This window comes from Pseudoalteromonas shioyasakiensis (assembly GCF_001550135.1).
Lineage (GTDB): Bacteria > Pseudomonadota > Gammaproteobacteria > Enterobacterales > Alteromonadaceae > Pseudoalteromonas > Pseudoalteromonas shioyasakiensis.
Genome location: NZ_LRUE01000014.1, coordinates 73,161 through 89,461 on the forward strand (window position 1 = coordinate 73,161; position 16,301 = coordinate 89,461).

The following is a 16,301-nucleotide window of genomic DNA, read 5'->3' on the forward strand; positions in this document are numbered from 1 at the left end:
TGCTTGACTCCGCTGAGCCACTTGCCAAATTAAGTGAATCCTTGGAACAATCACTACAAAATGCTGAAAAGCTAAATGCACTCGAAAGTAGTTCTATTCGCCTTGCCCCGCAAACATCTCATTGGTTAATAATCGATTTATTCCAACTTCCCGACAATAGAAATTATGTTGTATATCTTGGTGAGCCTAATTTAACCTGGGCTAAATTTTACCTTTTAGATGAAAACTATCAGGCTACCAATAATCAGCGACTCGCTTCACTAGAAAGTTTATCAAATGTTCGTCCTCATTGGTTGATTGAGCATAGTCAGGGGCATCGCTGGGCGTTAGTTAACTTTGAGCACGATAGGGCACTGACAATTGAAGTTGGGGTGATTTCAGCCAAGATATTTGAAACCAATTTACATCAAATAATTTTAAGCTATGGCGCTATTTTAGGCGTGCTAATTTTATGTATGTTTGTGTGTGCTGTTTATTTTTTTGTATCACAGCAACCAAAATACTTGGTACTGGATGCGTACTTCGTGTTGGTTTGTATCGGATTTTTGATTGATAACGGGTTAATAAGCTATCTTGTTAATGGTTTAGATTGGGAAGCAAAATGGCCTGTTAATGAGTTTGCATTATGTTTTGTAAGCTATTTTTTATATCACTTTCTAGCGATCCATACCTATACAGTTAAGTTTAAAAAGGCTTGGCAAGCTATGATGGTTTGTTTACTAAGCGCAGCTGTGTTGTCATCAATATTGCCTCAGTTTAATCGTCAGTGGCTTTTTATAGTCAGCTGTTTGGGCTTTTTGTGCTTTGCTTCTGTAATCTTTTATAGTTTGATTAAGCGTAAAAATAGCCGAACCCACCTGCGTGTTTTTATGCTTTTAACTATTGTTATTCAGGTGCTTAGTCTATTTATTTGGAATGGCTTTGGCATTGGTTACCATGGGGTCCATAACACCATCTTACTTATCACATCACTGGCGATATGTTCCGTTCTATTGTTAAAAGATCGTCAGCAAATTTCAGCATTTAATTATTCGATGCTGCATGATGCAGATACTAAACTGCCAAATAAGCAATTTTTGCTCGCGCAGATTGTGAAAAAAGTTTCGAAAAAACAACACTTCTCAGTTTTATTATTTAAACCTCATGTACTTTCAAATGCCCGTTCTACCTTTGGCTTTGAACAGGCCAATATTTGTATCAATGAAAGATTAAGTATCTTAAATACTCAGTTGCAGAGTATGAGTGCACTAAAGCTTGAGATTCAAGCAAGCAGAAGTGCTTGGCTTGCACATGTTGATGACAGCACATTCGGTTGCCTAATAATGGGAGAGCTTGAACTAAGCCACATAGAGCAGTTTGCATGTTTGATCCATGGTGTGTTTGAAGAAGGGCTCACCCATGAAGATATTAATTTAGTCGACAGTGTTGATATTGGCGTTGCTTATTACCCAATGCACGGTAATACCGCGAAGCAAATTTTTCAATGTGCGATACAAGCAATGTCTGAAAAGCGTTTACAAGGTGAACGTTGGCGCATGTTCGATTCAGAAACTGCGCGCCTTTCTGAGCAAAGGTTATCGATTGCTGCTGCACTTAAAATTGCGATTGATGAGAACCAACTCAGCTTACACTTTCAGCCGCAGATATGTTTGAAAACAGGCAAAGTAGTGGGCTGTGAAGCATTGCTGCGATGGCAGCATCCCGTATTTGGTGCAGTAAGCCCAGATGTGTTTATTCCAATTGCAGAGTCAGCAGGGGTGATCAATCAGTTAACTGAATGGGTTGTTGAAAGAGGCATTGAGTGGCAAGCGAAGTTTTGCAAACTGATACCCGATCACGTTATTTCTATTAATATTTCAGCAAAAGATTTATTAAATAAAGACTTACCCGTGCTGTTAATTACTATTTTAAATGAGCAAAAAGTAGCGGCTGAATCTGTGATGTTAGAGCTTACAGAATCAGCCACTTTAGAAGAAAGTAAAAAGATTAAAGCAACACTTGATGACTACCGTTTAATCGGCTTAAAGCTTGCAATTGATGATTTTGGTACTGGCTACTCATCGCTTGCATATCTGAGCCAGCTAGGCTTTGATGAGGTGAAAATAGATAAACAATTTGTGTTAAACCTGCCATTTTCATTGAACGATCAGAGTATCTGCCGGGCAACCTGTGACATCGCCACTACTTTGGGTGCACATGTTGTTGCTGAGGGTATTGAAGATGAGCAAAGCCTAGCAATGCTGCAAAGTTATGGCTGCCAATTTGGACAAGGGTATTATTTTTCAAAACCGCTTTGTGCAGATGATTACTTAACTTGGATAAGCGAGGTGCAGAAAGTTGAAATTAGCCTTGATGCAACAGCGAACCTAACTGATTAAAGTAATTCAGCAGTGCTGAAAAGCAGCGCATTGTATGCTGCTCATCCGGGTAGATTAAGCCACTTGTCGATAACCCACTCACTAAAAAGCTATTTTTTATATCAGGGTGCATGGCAATACACTTTTCAAAACAGCGAGCCGCTAGTTCTTCAGGCATACTCATATAAAGTTGCTTTACTTGCCTATCAAAAGCGATAGATTGCTTCACGAACGCATTTGGATTTTCACCTGAGGTGTCTAAAAATACCTGATGGTAAAACTCATTTAAGTGTTGATTAAGTGGATGACTCAAATCTGGTGACTGTTCGAGCCACAGTGCTGAGCAAAATTGCATGCTCTTTCTGCTCTTAAATAAATGCTGACAAATATGATGATCAAACGCATGAAACCATTCATGGGCGAGAGCGCCTCCGCCGGCATTTTTTGCAAGCGCAAGGGTTTGGCTGTGGGCATTGTAATGAGCCTGCACACCTTTTTGCCCACCATGACCAAAGGCAAAATTAAGCTTACCCCTAAGGCCAATTGCTGTTGGGGGTAAAGCCAGGATTTGTGCAAGATCAGCTAAGGCATCGTAAATTAAATTCGCCGCTAATAGCCGCTCTTGCTTATTAACCCAATTGCCAACCACCATGGTACGAAAACCAAAGGTATCGCGAATATCGACAAAATCGACCTGATCATCAAAGCGATAATCTGGTCCCTGACGGTGAAAACCGGCACTAAGCCGTTTTGATACACGCATTATAAATAGCGTGCCTTAACATCATCTGGCATATGTTGGGTTTGCTTATCGACCAGTGCTGCTAATAATCTGTATAGCGGTGTTACATCAAGGCCTTCAATCAGTTTAAGGCTATGAGCCACTGCTTCTAAAGTTGATAAACTATCTGCGCGTGGTGCTTTACGAATGACGTATTTGTTTTGTGGTATTTGCTTAAAACTCACAGCCTGAAACCCCTGAAGGCTTGGAGTTAATTGCAGCATTTTGTAGGCTTTTTTCCACGTACCATCAATCACAATTAAATGAGTTAAAGACTGTTTGAAAGCATCAGTAGTGGCAGTGTGTTCATCTAAACATAATGCATTATCAGCAGGATAGAGTACCGCAGTTGTTGCTTTTGGCAATGTTGCGAGCTGTAAAAAGTCTTGTTCTGACTCACCTGCAATGATTTGGCAGTTATCTAAGCCTAAATTCAGTAAATTAGCGGTGTTCTTAGTAACTTTTTCCTCACTAGGGTGGCGTAATATAATGATTTTTAGTTTATTTTTGATTATGCTTATTGAATCACATAAACAGGTTTTAACTGAAAAGCCACAATGTGAGCACAATTCTCTAGCCATACGAACTCAGGTGTAAATCAAAACTATGCCTAGTATACATGAGCTTAACTCGCAAAGCAGGTTTGCTTTTTAGCTATGAACGGCTAAAGTTGCGATTTATATAATTACGTTTTTGATTAAGGGATAAAGATGACGACAATCACAATTGATGAGAGTGCACTTGAAGGGATGGAATCACTTTTAGGTGACCAATTTGCCGACACCTTGACCTTTTGTTGTAGTGAATTTCAGCGTCTAGGCTCTGAAGTACTTGCAAATCTTGGTTCAGATAACGAAGCAGCTGCAAGGCATGCACACAGTTTAAAATCAAATGCAGCTCAATTTGGTGCTGCAAGTTTATCATCGCTTGCGCAAGAAATTGAACTGACCTTAAACCAAGGTGATGTAGCCACTGCACAAGAAAAATCACAAACCCTTGATGAACAAGTTTCAGGTTCTGTAGAAAAATTACAAGCTTGGTTCGCTACTCGCTAAAAACTTGAATTTATTTCAGTTATAACCGCAATAATCCTCTGGCGTGGTGGCCCCTTACTGGGTTAGTCTTAAGGCTAATTAGTAGAGGTAACCATGTCACAAATCAAAAAGAGTCACAAACTAGACGGTGTCTGTTATGACATACGTGGGCCTGTGCTTGCACAAGCTCGAAAAATGGAAGACGAAGGGCAAAAAGTATTAAAGCTAAACATTGGCAACCCAGCTGCCTTTGGCTTTGATATGCCTGAAGATATGCACAAAGATATCATCCGTAATTTGTATTCAGCCCAAGGCTACTGTGACTCTAAAGGCCTCTACTCAGCCCGTGTGGCTGTCTATCAACACTATCAGCAACGCGGATTATTTAATCTTGATGTCGATAATATTTATATCGGCAATGGGGTCAGCGAATTAATTCAAATGACCACACAAGCATTACTTGATAATGACGATGAAGTGCTTATTCCTGCACCGGATTACCCGCTATGGACTGCATCGGTTAAATTAGCAGGGGGTAACCCTGTGCATTATCTATGTGATGAAGAACAAGATTGGTTCCCTGATATTGCTGATATTAAATCGAAGATCACCTCAAAGACCAAAGCGTTGGTGCTTATTAACCCAAATAACCCAACTGGTGCAGTGTATAGCGATGATCTGTTGATGGATCTTATCAATATTGCTCGTGAACACAAACTGTTGTTATTAAGCGATGAAATTTACGAGAAAATCTTGTACGACGGTGTCAGCCACAGCTCGATTGGCGCACTGTGTGATGATGTACCAATTATCACCTTTAATGGCTTAGCCAAAACGTACCGCGCTGCGGGTTTGCGAATGGGCTGGATGGTGTTAAGCGGCCGCACTAGCATGATGGACGACTTAAGCCGTGGCCTTGATATGCTGGCATCAATGCGTTTATGTGCCAATGTGCCTGCTCAGTATGCTATTCAACAAGCTTTAGGTGGTGTGCAGTCAATCGATAACTTGATAAACCCAGGTGGTCGACTTTACGTTCAGCGTGATATTGCATGGCGTGGCTTAAATGCCATTGATGGTATTAGCTGTAAAAAGCCTAAAGGGGCACTTTACGCATTTGCGAAAGTGGATACGGCGCACTTTAACATTAAAGATGATGAGCGCATGATTTTAGATTTACTCAAAGCTGAGAAAATCTTATTAGTGCATGGTCGCGCATTTAATTGGCCTGATCCTGATCATTTCAGATTAGTATTTTTACCAAACAAAGATGATTTAACAGAAGCCATGAGTAAGATGCAGCGATTCTTCGCTGATTATCGACAAAGCTAAAAAAAGCGAGCCGAGGCTCGCTTTTTTAATAAGCTTTATCAACACGCACCGTATTATCGGTGAGGTAGACCAAACGTACTTTATCACCTTGGTTGAACAGCATTTGGTTGTCTTTATCTTGCACAACCATAAATTGTTCGCCGCTTTCTACTTTGATCATCAATTCAACGAGCTGATACTGTATAACGCGACTGTTTTGTTGGCGGTTGTGGGCAACAGAGCCACCAATCATCGAACCTAAAATGGTTGCTACAGTGCGGCCACTGCCGCCACCAAACTGATTACCGATAACACCGCCAATTAGCGCACCACCAAACGTTTCCCAGCCGTTGGTTTTATCTCTGACCAGCTCTTGTTCAGTAATGGTTCGCACTGACTGTACTGAGCCAAACAACACCTGTTGTACAGGTACTGCTTTGTTACGCTGATAGTCAGCATAACTTGGCGAGCTCAGTAATAAACAGCTTGCTAGGATTGCTACTAGGTATTTCATAAACCCTCCTGACTACCAGCCAAAAGTTGATTTCTCACGTGTTTTACGGATTTCAGTTTCATCAGCCCACTCAACTAGGCCGCTTTTTAAATCCATTAAACGCATAGTGAATTTATAATACACATCAGCCTTGTCAGCATTTGATTTAACAATGCTCGATAAGTTGCCGTATAACATATATTGCGCACCAACTTGCTGGCCAAAAGCAATAGCGGTATTTGGGTTTACAAGTGGGTCAACGTTTTGGAAATTAAGTTGCTCGCGCACAGCTTCAACGCGGGTCATATCAACAAAGCGGAACTTACCACTGCGTAATAACTGTGTTGAGATTGAATCAGTAATAGATTCAGTATCAATATGCTCGCTCGTTTTGTTTTTAATACGCTCAACAAACACGATAGGGCGGGTATTTGCTGTCATGGTACCTACCACAGGTGAAGCAAGTAACGAGTCAGTCATTTGGCTTGCTACTTTTTGTAGATCTGTTGAACCAAAGTTGATATCTGTGGTTTCTACGGCTTGCGCATCACCATAGCTAACAACGGCTTTATTAGCACAACCAGACAGCAATAAAGCGCTTGTCATTGCAACGGCCGCAGCCGACTTAACAGAAAGTAATTTCATTGTAGTATCCTTAATCTTCAAATTCTTGTGCTTCTGTTGACACTTCACGCACTGCAAGCGAGAAGGTGACAGCATTTGCTGTCGGGGCTAGGCCCGGTAATTGGGTCTTGGCAAATCCAAATAATGTAATAGGTTGCCAAGGTGAGTGGTTGCCGCGAATAACAAAGCCATCAGCGTCATACCAAGTAAATTGATACTGTAAGTATTGAGACTTTTTATACTGGCTTGCCAGTGTCACAACAACATCTGTTAAGCCATTTGTTTGGCGTGTTTTTACATCTGTAATGGCTAATTTCTTGCCAAGTTCAGGGTTATTAACAATCAGTTGTTGGTTATACTGTTGTGATGCCTGCTCAACACCAATGCCAGAAGTGGTAGGGCGTGAGGAGCAAGCCGCAACAAGTAAAATGGTTAATAGTGGCACTAAGTATTTCATCATTGCTCCTAGAGTTGTACGACATGTGTGTCGTAGTAGTTATTTATAGAGGTTAGAAAAATCAAGGTTAACCCTTGCTTACTAACCGTAAAGTCTATTTCGCCGTGCCCTGGCACGCTTAAAACGTGCTGACCTGCTGGCATCGCGTGCTGCGCAATACTCAGTTGACTAGGTAAAGTAGACCAACTTCGCGTATCAGCCTGCTCTGATGCAATGTTATAAATATTCGCTAAAATATTACCGACATCGCCGCCGCTTCTTGCCAATTCTGCGCGCATCTTTTCTTTCGCAACCAAACGCATAACTTGGCGGGTTATTCTACCAGCACTTTGATCTTTCAAAGTTTTTGCTGCCAACGCTTCAAGCCTAACAATGGGCGTAAGTGGCAAATTTTCGCCACTGAGACTCACGGTTTTATCACTGCCCGCATAGGGCGCATCGCGATAAACTGGCATCGCAATACTGTAAAAGCGTGCATCACCACGGGAGGTATAAATGGGTAATCGTAAATGAAACTCTTGCCTTGCTGGTATCAAACCTTGCTCTGCAATTACAATTACTTGGCCCGTGTTTGCTTGAGTCTGTTTTAGCTTGCCAAAGCGTTTGCTAAATTCTTCAAAGTCCTGATCAAACCCTTGTTTTTTGGCAAGGCGTAACACTGTTTGCTGTAAGTAGCTATTTTCGCTATTTATTTCGAGTGCTTTTTTATAATCGATATAGGCATCATCAAACTGTTTATCTGCCTCATAAAGTAGGCCAGACAAATAAAACGTAAAGGCATTTTGAAAGCCATTTTTGACATTACCAATTAGCTCAGCCATATCTGGGTAACCTTCAGCGGCCTTTTCTGCTTGTTCATCAGGTACGGCTTGGTTGTCTTTTAGTGCATCTTCTTGCACTTTATTAGCACGCCTAACTTCAACTAATGCAGATTCAAGTTGTTTATTAAATACATAACTCAGTGCTTTGTAGCTATGCAGCATGGTCATTTCATAGGCTGCTGGCTCATAACCAATCACTGAGTCATTAGTTAATAATGAATTTGTTTGCTCAAGGCCTGCACTTAGCTGTACTTTGGCTGCTTGACGCTTTTTTTCCATATTTTGATAAACAGCTTCAAAGGTCTCATTGGCCTGAGAATTTTGTTTAGCCAAAAAATCAAGACGGGCCGTTTCAAGCTGATTTAACAAATAGTTACTATGGCCTCGGCTGTTACTTGGCAAAAGTTGCTGCGCACTTGCTATGTTATTCTGAGAAACAGCTTGGCGCACAGGTCTTAGCTGCGTCGCATAATCTTGGAATAGATCAGTAATACCTATGGTACTGCAACCAGATAACAGTAGAGCAGCTCCAATAAATAAACGTCGATGCACTGAACACTCCTTTTAAACAATGTACTGAGATTAGCATACGCGGCTTAACCTTCTATGATAAATTATGTAAAAAATCGTAAGTTAATTGTCTAATTTTAGGTCTTATCTTTTTTAAAACCAAAAGGATAACTCATTTGTTGAGCACCATACTGTATACCTTGATTGCACTTTGTGCGTTTGCAGCTAACTCTTTGCTGTGCCGGATGGCATTACAAAGTGGTGATATTGATCCGTTAAGTTTTACTGCTATTCGTTTAGCCAGTGGGGCGTTTATGTTGCTTGGCTTACTTTTATGGCAAACAACTTTATTGAGATCAAAATCACAATCAGCACAACCTTTAACCGATAAAGGTAACAATATCAGTGCCCTTAGTTTATTTGTTTACGCGCTGTGCTTTTCAGTTGCCTATGTTGATTTAAACACAGGCACAGGCGCACTTATCTTATTTTCGGCAGTGCAGTTAACCATGATAGGTCATAGTGTTTTAAATAAAGAACCACTCAGTAAAGTGCAGTGGGGGGCTTTGTTTACCGCTTTTGCGGGTTTTATTTACTTAATGCTGCCCTCAGCCACAGTGCCTTCTTTCATGCCAGCAATGCTTATGACGTTAAGTGGCGTGGCATGGGGTGTTTACAGTATTCGCGGAAAATCATGCAGCTCACCGTTGCAAGCAACCAGCTTTAACTTTCTAAGAAGTTTAATACTTGTACCAATTTTAGTGTTTCTAGCCGTGGCTGATTGGCAAGGTATTACTGCGAGTGGGGTTTATTTAGCGATAGCCTCTGGAGCGCTTGCATCCGGGCTTGGCTATAGCATTTGGTACATAGCATTACCTAGGCTTAAAAGTAGCCAAGCAGGGGTGGTGCAGCTAACCGTGCCTGTGCTTGCCACATTAGCTGGGGTGGTGGTTTTAAATGAGCAATTAACAGCGCGTTTAGTTTTAGCCAGCGCCTTAATTCTTGGCGCTGTACTGGTGTTTTTAATGGCTAAAATTAGGGCGTATTAATATTTAATACGTAGCGTTCATACAGAGTGTTAAGTTCAGCTAGTATCGCTTGCTTGCCGCTCAGCTCACTTTGTGCAATAGATTGCTGTAATGTTGCAACTGACAAATACTCCATCATCTTTGCAGATACACCAATATGGCTGATATGCCAAGGCTCAGGGGCAACCCCACCTTTGTACTCTTTATAAGGGCGATAAAAACCATACTTTTCTAGGTTATCGTCAAGCCATGCAGCAAGCTTGGCAAAGGGCCCTGTGGGTGAATACTCATCAGGCGTTAATTGCAGCTGGTAATCATCGTCAATAGGGCGGGTATCGTAAATGTCGAGGTCGGTACCAAAGTGGTGTCTGCTTGCCCCTGGAAGTGCCGAGTAAAGCATAATAGCGTGGCACTTTTCAGTATCACTTAGGCTTTCTAAATCTACCGTTTGTTGCTCAAGGGTGTAAACCGGTCGAAGGCCCTGAAATTTAGCATTCCAAATAGCACTTTGACGATGAAAGTCACGAAAGCTTGAGGCAATTGTCAGATCAATACCTGCTTCTTTTGCTCCCTGCTGCAGAGCTAAAAAATCATTAACAATATCACGATGCAAGCGATGATTTTGTAGCTCAACTAAATGTGAGCTACTTAACCCCGTGGCGCATTGTTTAAGCTCGGTTTGGTTCATGTAAGCAGTTGCTCTAAAATGACTTCGTAAATATCAGCTAGTTGAATTAACTCATCCGTGCTAACACATTCATCTACTTTATGAATAGTTTCATTACGAGGACCAAGCTCAATGACTTTGGCACCCGTTTGTGCGATAAAGCGACCATCAGAAGTACCGCCGGTGGTTTCAAGTGCGGTGTCGCGTCCAGTCACTTGCTTAATAGCGTGCACGGTGGCATCAACTAACGGGCCATGGTCGGTTAAAAACGGTAGTCCATTGACAATCCAATTTAGCTCGTAATTCAGGTTGTGTTTCTCAACAATATCAACCACTCGCTGCTGTAGCTGTTGGTGAGTTACTTCGGTGCTAAAGCGAAAGTTAAATTGAATTTCAAGTTCACCTGGGATCACATTACCGGCACCAGTGCCACCGTTAATATTCGAAACTTGAAAGCTCGTTGCAGGGAAAAATTCGTTACCTTGATCCCACTCGGTTTGACTCAGCTCAGTTAACGCAGGAGCAGCTAAATGAATTGGGTTTTGCGCTAAATGCGGGTAAGCAACATGGCCTTGCACACCTTTTACAGTTAAAAAGCCAGTTAAAGAACCGCGACGACCATTTTTTACTACATCACCAAGTACATCACGTGAAGAGGGTTCGCCAACTAGGCATAAATCAATTTTTTCGCCTCGTGCTTCAAGAGTGTCGATAACACGGGTTGTGCCGTTGATAAACGGGCCTTCTTCATCAGACGTAATTAAAAACGAAATTGACCCTTTATGATCTGGGTGCTTAGCCACAAAACGCTCGGTGGCAACCACCATGGCAGCCAGTGAACCTTTCATATCGGCTGCGCCGCGACCATGTAACATACCGTCTTTTACCAGTGCAGAAAAAGGCGGGTGCTGCCAATTTTTTGCAGGACCTGTTGGTACAATATCTGTGTGACCAGCAAAACAAAAATGCGGTGACGCATCTCCCTTACGAGCCCAAGTATTCAAGGTATCAGTGAAAAACAGTGATTCAATATTAAAGCCTAGTTTTTCAAGGCGTTCGTTCATTAACGCTTGGCAACCAGCATCTTCAGGCGTTACTGATTCACGCTGAATAAGCGCTTGAGCAAGTTCAATAACAGGGTGAGTCATTAGGCAAAGATCTCATCGTATTGAGCTGCTTTAAAGCCTAAGTGGTATTGGCCGTTGTGCACAAGTACCGGGCGCTTGATCATCGCAGGTTGCTCAACCAGCAATGCTAATGCAGATTCTTTATCTAGGTTTTGCTTTTGCTCATCAGATAATTGGCGGTAAGTTGTGCCGCGTTTATTAACTAAATCTTGCCAATCAATATGCGCTGCAAATTTGTTAACTAGCTCAGCACTAATGCCGTCTTTACGGTAATCATGGAAAGTAAATTCTTGATTGTTATCAGTTAAATATTTCTTGGCTTTTTTGATTGTATCGCAGTTGCTGATACCGTACATGATAGTCATAAATTCTACTTTTTAGTTACAGTGAGTAATGTGTCTACCCCAGCAGTGACCTGAGATAGTGAATAATATAGGGGTCCAAGGTGTTGGCTATTGAGAACGCATAGTGTGCCAAGCATAGGACTGCTCAGCTCGCGTAAATCAAAATAGGCTAATCGTTCACCTTTGCTAATTTTACTGCCATTTAATTTAGCAATATTGGTGTGATTGATATGTTCTTCAACCGATGAAAACGATAAGTTTAATAAAACTTTTAAACCGTTTTTTGCCTGTAAAATGTATTCTTTACCGGCATTTTTAACTTGTAATAGGGTGCCATCGAATGGCGCGATGATGTTGTGGCTAGTTAGTTCAACACTAATTCCTGGGCCAAGGGTAGCAAAACGAAAAAATGGCTCAGGATGCTCGTTAATGCTTTTTACACGCCCGGTAAATGGGCTTTTAATGGCCATGCAGCGCGCTTTTCTGAGGCTGCGTTCGGGTAAGTATTGAACTTCGTTAGTCATGACTTATTTAACATCACCTAGCACATGGTAACCGTCTTTTTTCAGGGCTGTAATAGCTTTTGCCATACTTTGCTTTTTCACCAATACATAATCGGTATCGTAGGTTGATAAAGCAAAAATCGAAATCGACGCTTTTGCTAGCACGCCAGAAATGTTCGCCATAATACCAGTTAACGAAAAACCAAGTGGGCCAATTACTTCCAGTGCTTGCCAGTCGGTTTCTTGATCAAGACTGTCGAGCTGGAAACTACTTGGGCAGACAATAGACAGCTCATCAGCCGTTTTTGCAATAAAGAAAATAGCTTGTTGGAGTAAGGCAGGATCAATCGTCGCATCGACATCTAAACTATGAATGGTAAGTTCTTCACTATGAAGTTGTAACGTTTGTTTTGACATCTGCGATCCTATCTTTGAAGCCTTTGAATTTATAGTATAGGTAAACAAAGTTAAGATAAAGCGCAATAATTTTGATTGCTGAGGTTTTACTCAATATCGCTGTTGAGGTTGTCCACAGAATCTGTGGATAAATATGGGAATAGGTCAGTATAAAGAAGCTAATAGGCTAATTTATAAAGGTTTTATAAATTAGCCTAAATTTTGAAGGGTTAATTTTCTAAGCTTTCAACTTGCTTAGCTTGAATCGCTGTAAGGGCAATGGTGTAAACAATATCGTCTACTAATGCACCACGGCTCAAGTCATTTACCGGCTTACGCATACCTTGCAGCATAGGGCCAATACTAATTAAATCGGCACTACGTTGTACGGCTTTATAAGTTGTATTACCGGTATTTAAATCTGGGAATACAAACACTGTTGCTTTACCTGCAACCGGGCTGTCTGGTGCTTTTTTAAGTGCTACGTTTTCCATAATTGCAGCGTCGTACTGAAGCGGGCCATCAATCACTAAATCAGGGCGCTTTTGCTGGGCAAGCTTAGTGGCTTCGCGGACTTTTTCTACATCAGCACCTGAACCCGAAGTACCCGTACTGTAGCTGATCATTGCAACACGCGGTTCAATACCAAAAGCAGCCGCTGAATCCGCTGATTGAATCGCGATATCGGCCAGTTGCTCTGCTGTTGGGTCTGGGTTGATAGCACAGTCACCGTATACCAGAACTTGATCAGGTAACAACATAAAGAACACTGATGATACCAACGATGAACCTGGTGCAGTTTTAATTAACTGTAGCGGTGGGCGAATCGTATTCGCTGTAGTGTTAACAGCACCTGACACTAGGCCATCTACTTTGCCTTGCTCAAGCATCATAGTACCAAGCACGACGTTATCCAGTAATTGTTCTTGGGCAACCACTTCTGTTAAGCCTTTGTTTTTACGAATTTCGACCATAGGCGCAACGTAATCGTTGATCACATCACCTGGCTCAACAATGGTTACATTATCGTTAAGCTCAACACCTTGTTGCTCAGCGATACGTAAAATCTCTTCTTTGTCACCAAGTAAGATTGTTTTTGCAATGCCACGTTGACCACAAATTGCTGCAGCTTTAATTGTGCGCGGCTCATTACCTTCAGGTAAAACAACCGTTTTATTCGCTTGACGAGCTTTGTCTGTCAGTAAGAAGCGAAACGCTGGTGGAGACATTTTACGAGTACGACCAACACTTTTTGCAAGGCTGTCTAACCAGTCAGAGTCAATGTTACTAGCGTTGTGATCTTTTACTTTATCGATACGTTGGTCATCATCACACGGTACTTCCATATTGAAGTTGTGCAGTAATAAAGATGTGCGCCATGTATCTTCTTGTGTTGCCAGGATTGGTAGGCCGGTATTCATAGCTTGTTCGCACAATTTCATGATGCGTTCTTCAGGTTTAAAGCCACCGGTTAATAAAATAGCCCCAAGCTTGGTACCATTCATGGCTGACAAACAAGCGGCAACGAGTACATCAGAGCGATCGCCCGGAGTAACTAGTAATGCACCCGGTGTAAAGTGGCTTAAAATATTCGATACAGTACGAGCACAGAAAGTAACGCGACGTAAACGACGGTGAGCCATGTCGCCTTCATTAATAACTTCAGCCTTTAGGTATTCACATAAATCACGCACACGTGGCGCTACTAGGTCGAAATCCCACGGGATTGAACCTAATAATTTAAATGGGTGTTTTCTGAAAATAGGCAATGATGCTAAACGGTTTAATTCGTTTTCAAGTTGCTCAGGCTCATGGGCTTCAACAAGGTCTGCACGTGCGCGACCTTCGTCATCTAAAGGTGCATTAACTTTATTGAAAATACAACCTAGCACGCGAGGGTGGTTAACACCGCCATAGTTGCCTGAGGCAATTTCTAAACGGTCTTCAATTTGGTCGTTGCTATCGTTACTAGGTGTTAAAACAAAAACAATATCAGCACCCAGTGTTTGCGCGATTTCACGGTTTACACGGCCAGCATAAGGCTGACGACGTGTTGGCACCATACCTTCAATAATAGCAATTTCGTCTTCTTTAATGGTGCTTTCAAAGCGCTCTACGATTTCTTCTAGTAAATCGTCGCCTTTACCATCACCTATCATTTGCTCTGCATAGCTAAGCTCAAATGGTGTCGGCGGATTAATTGGCGAGCCATGGGTGACAATTTGCGTCGACTTTTCAGGTCCTGTATCGCCAGAGCGCGGCTGCGCAATTGGTTTGAAAAAGTTCACTTTAAGCGCTTTTTGCTCAAGTGCGCGCACTAAACCAACAGAAACAGATGTTAAACCAACCCCAGTCGAAATAGGGATCAACATAATTCTACGTGCCATTTACTTAACCCTCCTTTGCAATGCGGGCTGCATCGTTAGCAATAACCCATTCTTCGTTAGTCGGGATCACAAACGCTTTAGCATGCGATTGGCCTTTTGAAATTAAGCCTTCTTTACCAAAACGTGCCGCTAAGTTTGCAGCTTCGTCACACTCAAGGCCTAAAAAGCCTAATTGAGTGATTACTTTGTCACGAATGATATCTGAGTTTTCACCAATACCACCGGTGAAAATAAGTGCATCAAGGCGTTGTACTGGCACCAAGAATGCGGCGATTTGTTTTGCTAAGCGGTAGCAGAAAATATCGAGTGCAAGGTTCGCTTGTGGGTGGCCCTCAACGGCGGCTTCTTCAATAGTGCGACAGTCATTTGATAATTCACTAATACCTAACAAGCCACTTTGCTTATTAAGTAAGTCATCAATTTCTTGCACTGAATAATTTAGTTGCTGAGTTAAAAACGTGAATAAACCCGGGTCGATACTACCACTGCGGGTACCCATCACTAAGCCTTCAAGCGGTGTAAGGCCCATACTGGTATCAACACTCTTACCATCTTTAATCGCACATACCGAACAACCATTACCTAAATGCGCACTGATCACATTGGTTTGTTCGCGCTCTTTGCCTAATAATTTTGCCGCTTCACCTGCAACATAATAATGGCTCGTGCCATGGAAACCATAGCGTCTTACGCCGTGCTCTTTATAAAGCGAGTAAGGTAGGGCGTATAAGTAAGCAATATTTGGCATGCTTTGGTGAAATGCCGTATCAAACACAGCAATTTGTGGCAGCGCTGAGAACGCTTGCTGTGCAGTGCGAATGCCCAATAAGTTGGCTGGGTTATGAAGTGGAGCAAGTGCGGCTGTTTTTTCGATAGCTGCAAGTACATCATCGTCGATAAGCACAGATTCAGTGAAATGCTCACCACCATGCACAACACGATGACCCACAGCAATTAAATTATCTGCAAGGCCTAACTCATTAACTAGCTTCACAAGCTCAGCAATTGCTGCATCGTGGGCTTGGCCCTTTGCAAGCTCAATAAGTTGTTTTTCACCATTATATTTATATTTGATTGAAGGCGTGTCTGAGCCAAGGCGCTCAGCTAAACCAGAAATAACTTCGTCAGAAGTGGCGGCATCTAAAATGGCAAATTTTAAACTTGAACTACCACAGTTCAGTACTAAAACATGTTGTGGTGAGCAAAGGGGCGTCGACATAGCTAGGTCCTAAAAGTACGATATCAGTCAGTGTATATTAAGGCTTGATAATTAGAATTCTTTGCCAGTATAGTAAATAAGTATTTTGTTGCTACACTTAACAAAGCTAGGCTGTAATTATACTAAAGTCTGGTTGACTTAAGCCGATAACATTTTATCTCATTTAGACTTTAAACGTTAGTCTCCTAACCATTAATTTGGTATTAAAACTAGGACAGGTTTTGCAGGGATTGTATCCGGGA

Annotated in this window: 17 protein-coding genes; 4 read left to right on the forward strand and 13 right to left on the reverse strand. The window is 41.9% G+C overall.

Annotated features, from left to right (window positions below; genetic code table 11):
• The first annotated feature begins 41 nt into the window (after nucleotides 1-41).
• Nucleotides 42-2,378 carry an EAL domain-containing protein gene (locus tag PASHI_RS07590; RefSeq protein ID WP_167542016.1) on the forward strand — a complete coding sequence of 779 codons (2,337 nt, stop codon included), beginning with the start codon at nucleotides 42-44 and terminating at the stop codon, nucleotides 2,376-2,378.
• On the opposite strand, the gene PASHI_RS07595 is transcribed toward PASHI_RS07590, so the two are convergent.
• Both PASHI_RS07595 and PASHI_RS07600 read right to left on the reverse strand, forming a co-directional pair.
• A complete protein-coding gene (locus tag PASHI_RS07595; protein ID WP_062565150.1) occupies nucleotides 2,344-3,120 on the reverse strand; it encodes a CLCA_X family protein in 777 nt (258 codons plus the stop codon). The two genes, PASHI_RS07590 and PASHI_RS07595, sit on opposite strands and share 35 nt — an antisense overlap.
• Nucleotides 3,120-3,719: a tRNA-uridine aminocarboxypropyltransferase gene (locus PASHI_RS07600; protein ID WP_062565151.1), complete on the reverse strand. Its 600-nt coding sequence runs from the start codon at nucleotides 3,717-3,719 to the stop codon at nucleotides 3,120-3,122. The genes PASHI_RS07595 and PASHI_RS07600 overlap by 1 nt, the downstream gene beginning before the upstream one ends.
• A gap of 129 nt (nucleotides 3,720-3,848) precedes the next feature.
• Between PASHI_RS07600 and PASHI_RS07605 the strand changes: the two genes are divergently transcribed.
• Together PASHI_RS07605 and PASHI_RS07610 are read left to right on the forward strand one after the other, a co-directional pair.
• The gene (locus tag PASHI_RS07605) at nucleotides 3,849-4,193 is read left to right on the forward strand and encodes an Hpt domain-containing protein (protein WP_058584795.1); all 345 of its coding nucleotides are present in this window, start codon (nucleotides 3,849-3,851) and stop codon (nucleotides 4,191-4,193) included.
• Between the two features lie 93 nt (nucleotides 4,194-4,286).
• Nucleotides 4,287-5,504, forward strand: a complete 1,218-nt coding sequence (locus tag PASHI_RS07610; RefSeq protein WP_062565152.1) for a pyridoxal phosphate-dependent aminotransferase — start codon at nucleotides 4,287-4,289, stop codon at nucleotides 5,502-5,504.
• Nucleotides 5,505-5,529: 25 nt separating this feature from the next.
• Here the strand turns inward: PASHI_RS07610 and PASHI_RS07615 are convergent, their stop codons facing one another.
• The 4 genes from PASHI_RS07615 to PASHI_RS07630 are packed head-to-tail and all read right to left on the reverse strand — an operon-like array spanning nucleotide 5,530 to nucleotide 8,430.
• Nucleotides 5,530-5,997, reverse strand: coding sequence for an outer membrane lipoprotein (locus PASHI_RS07615; protein ID WP_055021127.1), 468 nt, complete (start codon nucleotides 5,995-5,997; stop codon nucleotides 5,530-5,532).
• A 12-nt stretch (nucleotides 5,998-6,009) separates the two neighbouring features.
• Entirely contained in the window at nucleotides 6,010-6,621 is a 612-nt protein-coding gene (gene lpoB / locus PASHI_RS07620) for a penicillin-binding protein activator LpoB (RefSeq protein WP_054561262.1), read from the reverse strand.
• A 10-nt stretch (nucleotides 6,622-6,631) separates the two neighbouring features.
• On the reverse strand, nucleotides 6,632-7,057 hold the full coding sequence (locus PASHI_RS07625; RefSeq protein WP_054552954.1) for a YcfL family putative periplasmic lipoprotein: 426 nt from the start codon (nucleotides 7,055-7,057) through the stop codon (nucleotides 6,632-6,634).
• An 8-nt stretch (nucleotides 7,058-7,065) separates the two neighbouring features.
• A complete protein-coding gene (locus PASHI_RS07630) occupies nucleotides 7,066-8,430 on the reverse strand; it encodes a COG3014 family protein (RefSeq protein WP_062565153.1) in 1,365 nt (454 codons plus the stop codon).
• 137 nt (nucleotides 8,431-8,567) lie between these two features.
• On the opposite strand from PASHI_RS07630, the gene PASHI_RS07635 reads away from it, so the two are divergent.
• Nucleotides 8,568-9,437: a DMT family transporter gene (locus tag PASHI_RS07635; protein ID WP_062565369.1), complete on the forward strand. Its 870-nt coding sequence runs from the start codon at nucleotides 8,568-8,570 to the stop codon at nucleotides 9,435-9,437.
• Here the strand turns inward: PASHI_RS07635 and PASHI_RS07640 are convergent.
• The 7 genes from PASHI_RS07640 to PASHI_RS07670 form a co-directional block, all read right to left on the reverse strand.
• The gene (locus PASHI_RS07640; RefSeq protein ID WP_062565154.1) at nucleotides 9,424-10,104 is read right to left on the reverse strand and encodes a M15 family metallopeptidase; all 681 of its coding nucleotides are present in this window, start codon (nucleotides 10,102-10,104) and stop codon (nucleotides 9,424-9,426) included. The genes PASHI_RS07635 and PASHI_RS07640 overlap by 14 nt on opposite strands.
• Nucleotides 10,101-11,231: a succinyl-diaminopimelate desuccinylase gene (gene dapE / locus PASHI_RS07645; RefSeq protein WP_062565155.1), complete on the reverse strand. Its 1,131-nt coding sequence runs from the start codon at nucleotides 11,229-11,231 to the stop codon at nucleotides 10,101-10,103. The genes PASHI_RS07640 and dapE overlap by 4 nt, the downstream gene beginning before the upstream one ends.
• Nucleotides 11,231-11,575: an ArsC family reductase gene (locus PASHI_RS07650; RefSeq protein ID WP_062565156.1), complete on the reverse strand. Its 345-nt coding sequence runs from the start codon at nucleotides 11,573-11,575 to the stop codon at nucleotides 11,231-11,233. Before PASHI_RS07650 ends, dapE begins: the two co-directional genes overlap by 1 nt.
• 5 nt (nucleotides 11,576-11,580) lie before the next feature.
• A complete protein-coding gene (locus PASHI_RS07655; protein WP_062565157.1) occupies nucleotides 11,581-12,078 on the reverse strand; it encodes a PTS glucose transporter subunit IIA in 498 nt (165 codons plus the stop codon).
• 3 nt (nucleotides 12,079-12,081) lie between these two features.
• Nucleotides 12,082-12,474: an ACT domain-containing protein gene (locus PASHI_RS07660; protein ID WP_054552960.1), complete on the reverse strand. Its 393-nt coding sequence runs from the start codon at nucleotides 12,472-12,474 to the stop codon at nucleotides 12,082-12,084.
• Between the two features lie 209 nt (nucleotides 12,475-12,683).
• Nucleotides 12,684-14,840: a phosphate acetyltransferase gene (pta, locus tag PASHI_RS07665; RefSeq protein ID WP_062565158.1), complete on the reverse strand. Its 2,157-nt coding sequence runs from the start codon at nucleotides 14,838-14,840 to the stop codon at nucleotides 12,684-12,686.
• 4 nt (nucleotides 14,841-14,844) lie between these two features.
• Nucleotides 14,845-16,059: an acetate kinase gene (locus tag PASHI_RS07670; RefSeq protein ID WP_062565159.1), complete on the reverse strand. Its 1,215-nt coding sequence runs from the start codon at nucleotides 16,057-16,059 to the stop codon at nucleotides 14,845-14,847.
• Nucleotides 16,060-16,301 lie beyond the last annotated feature (242 nt).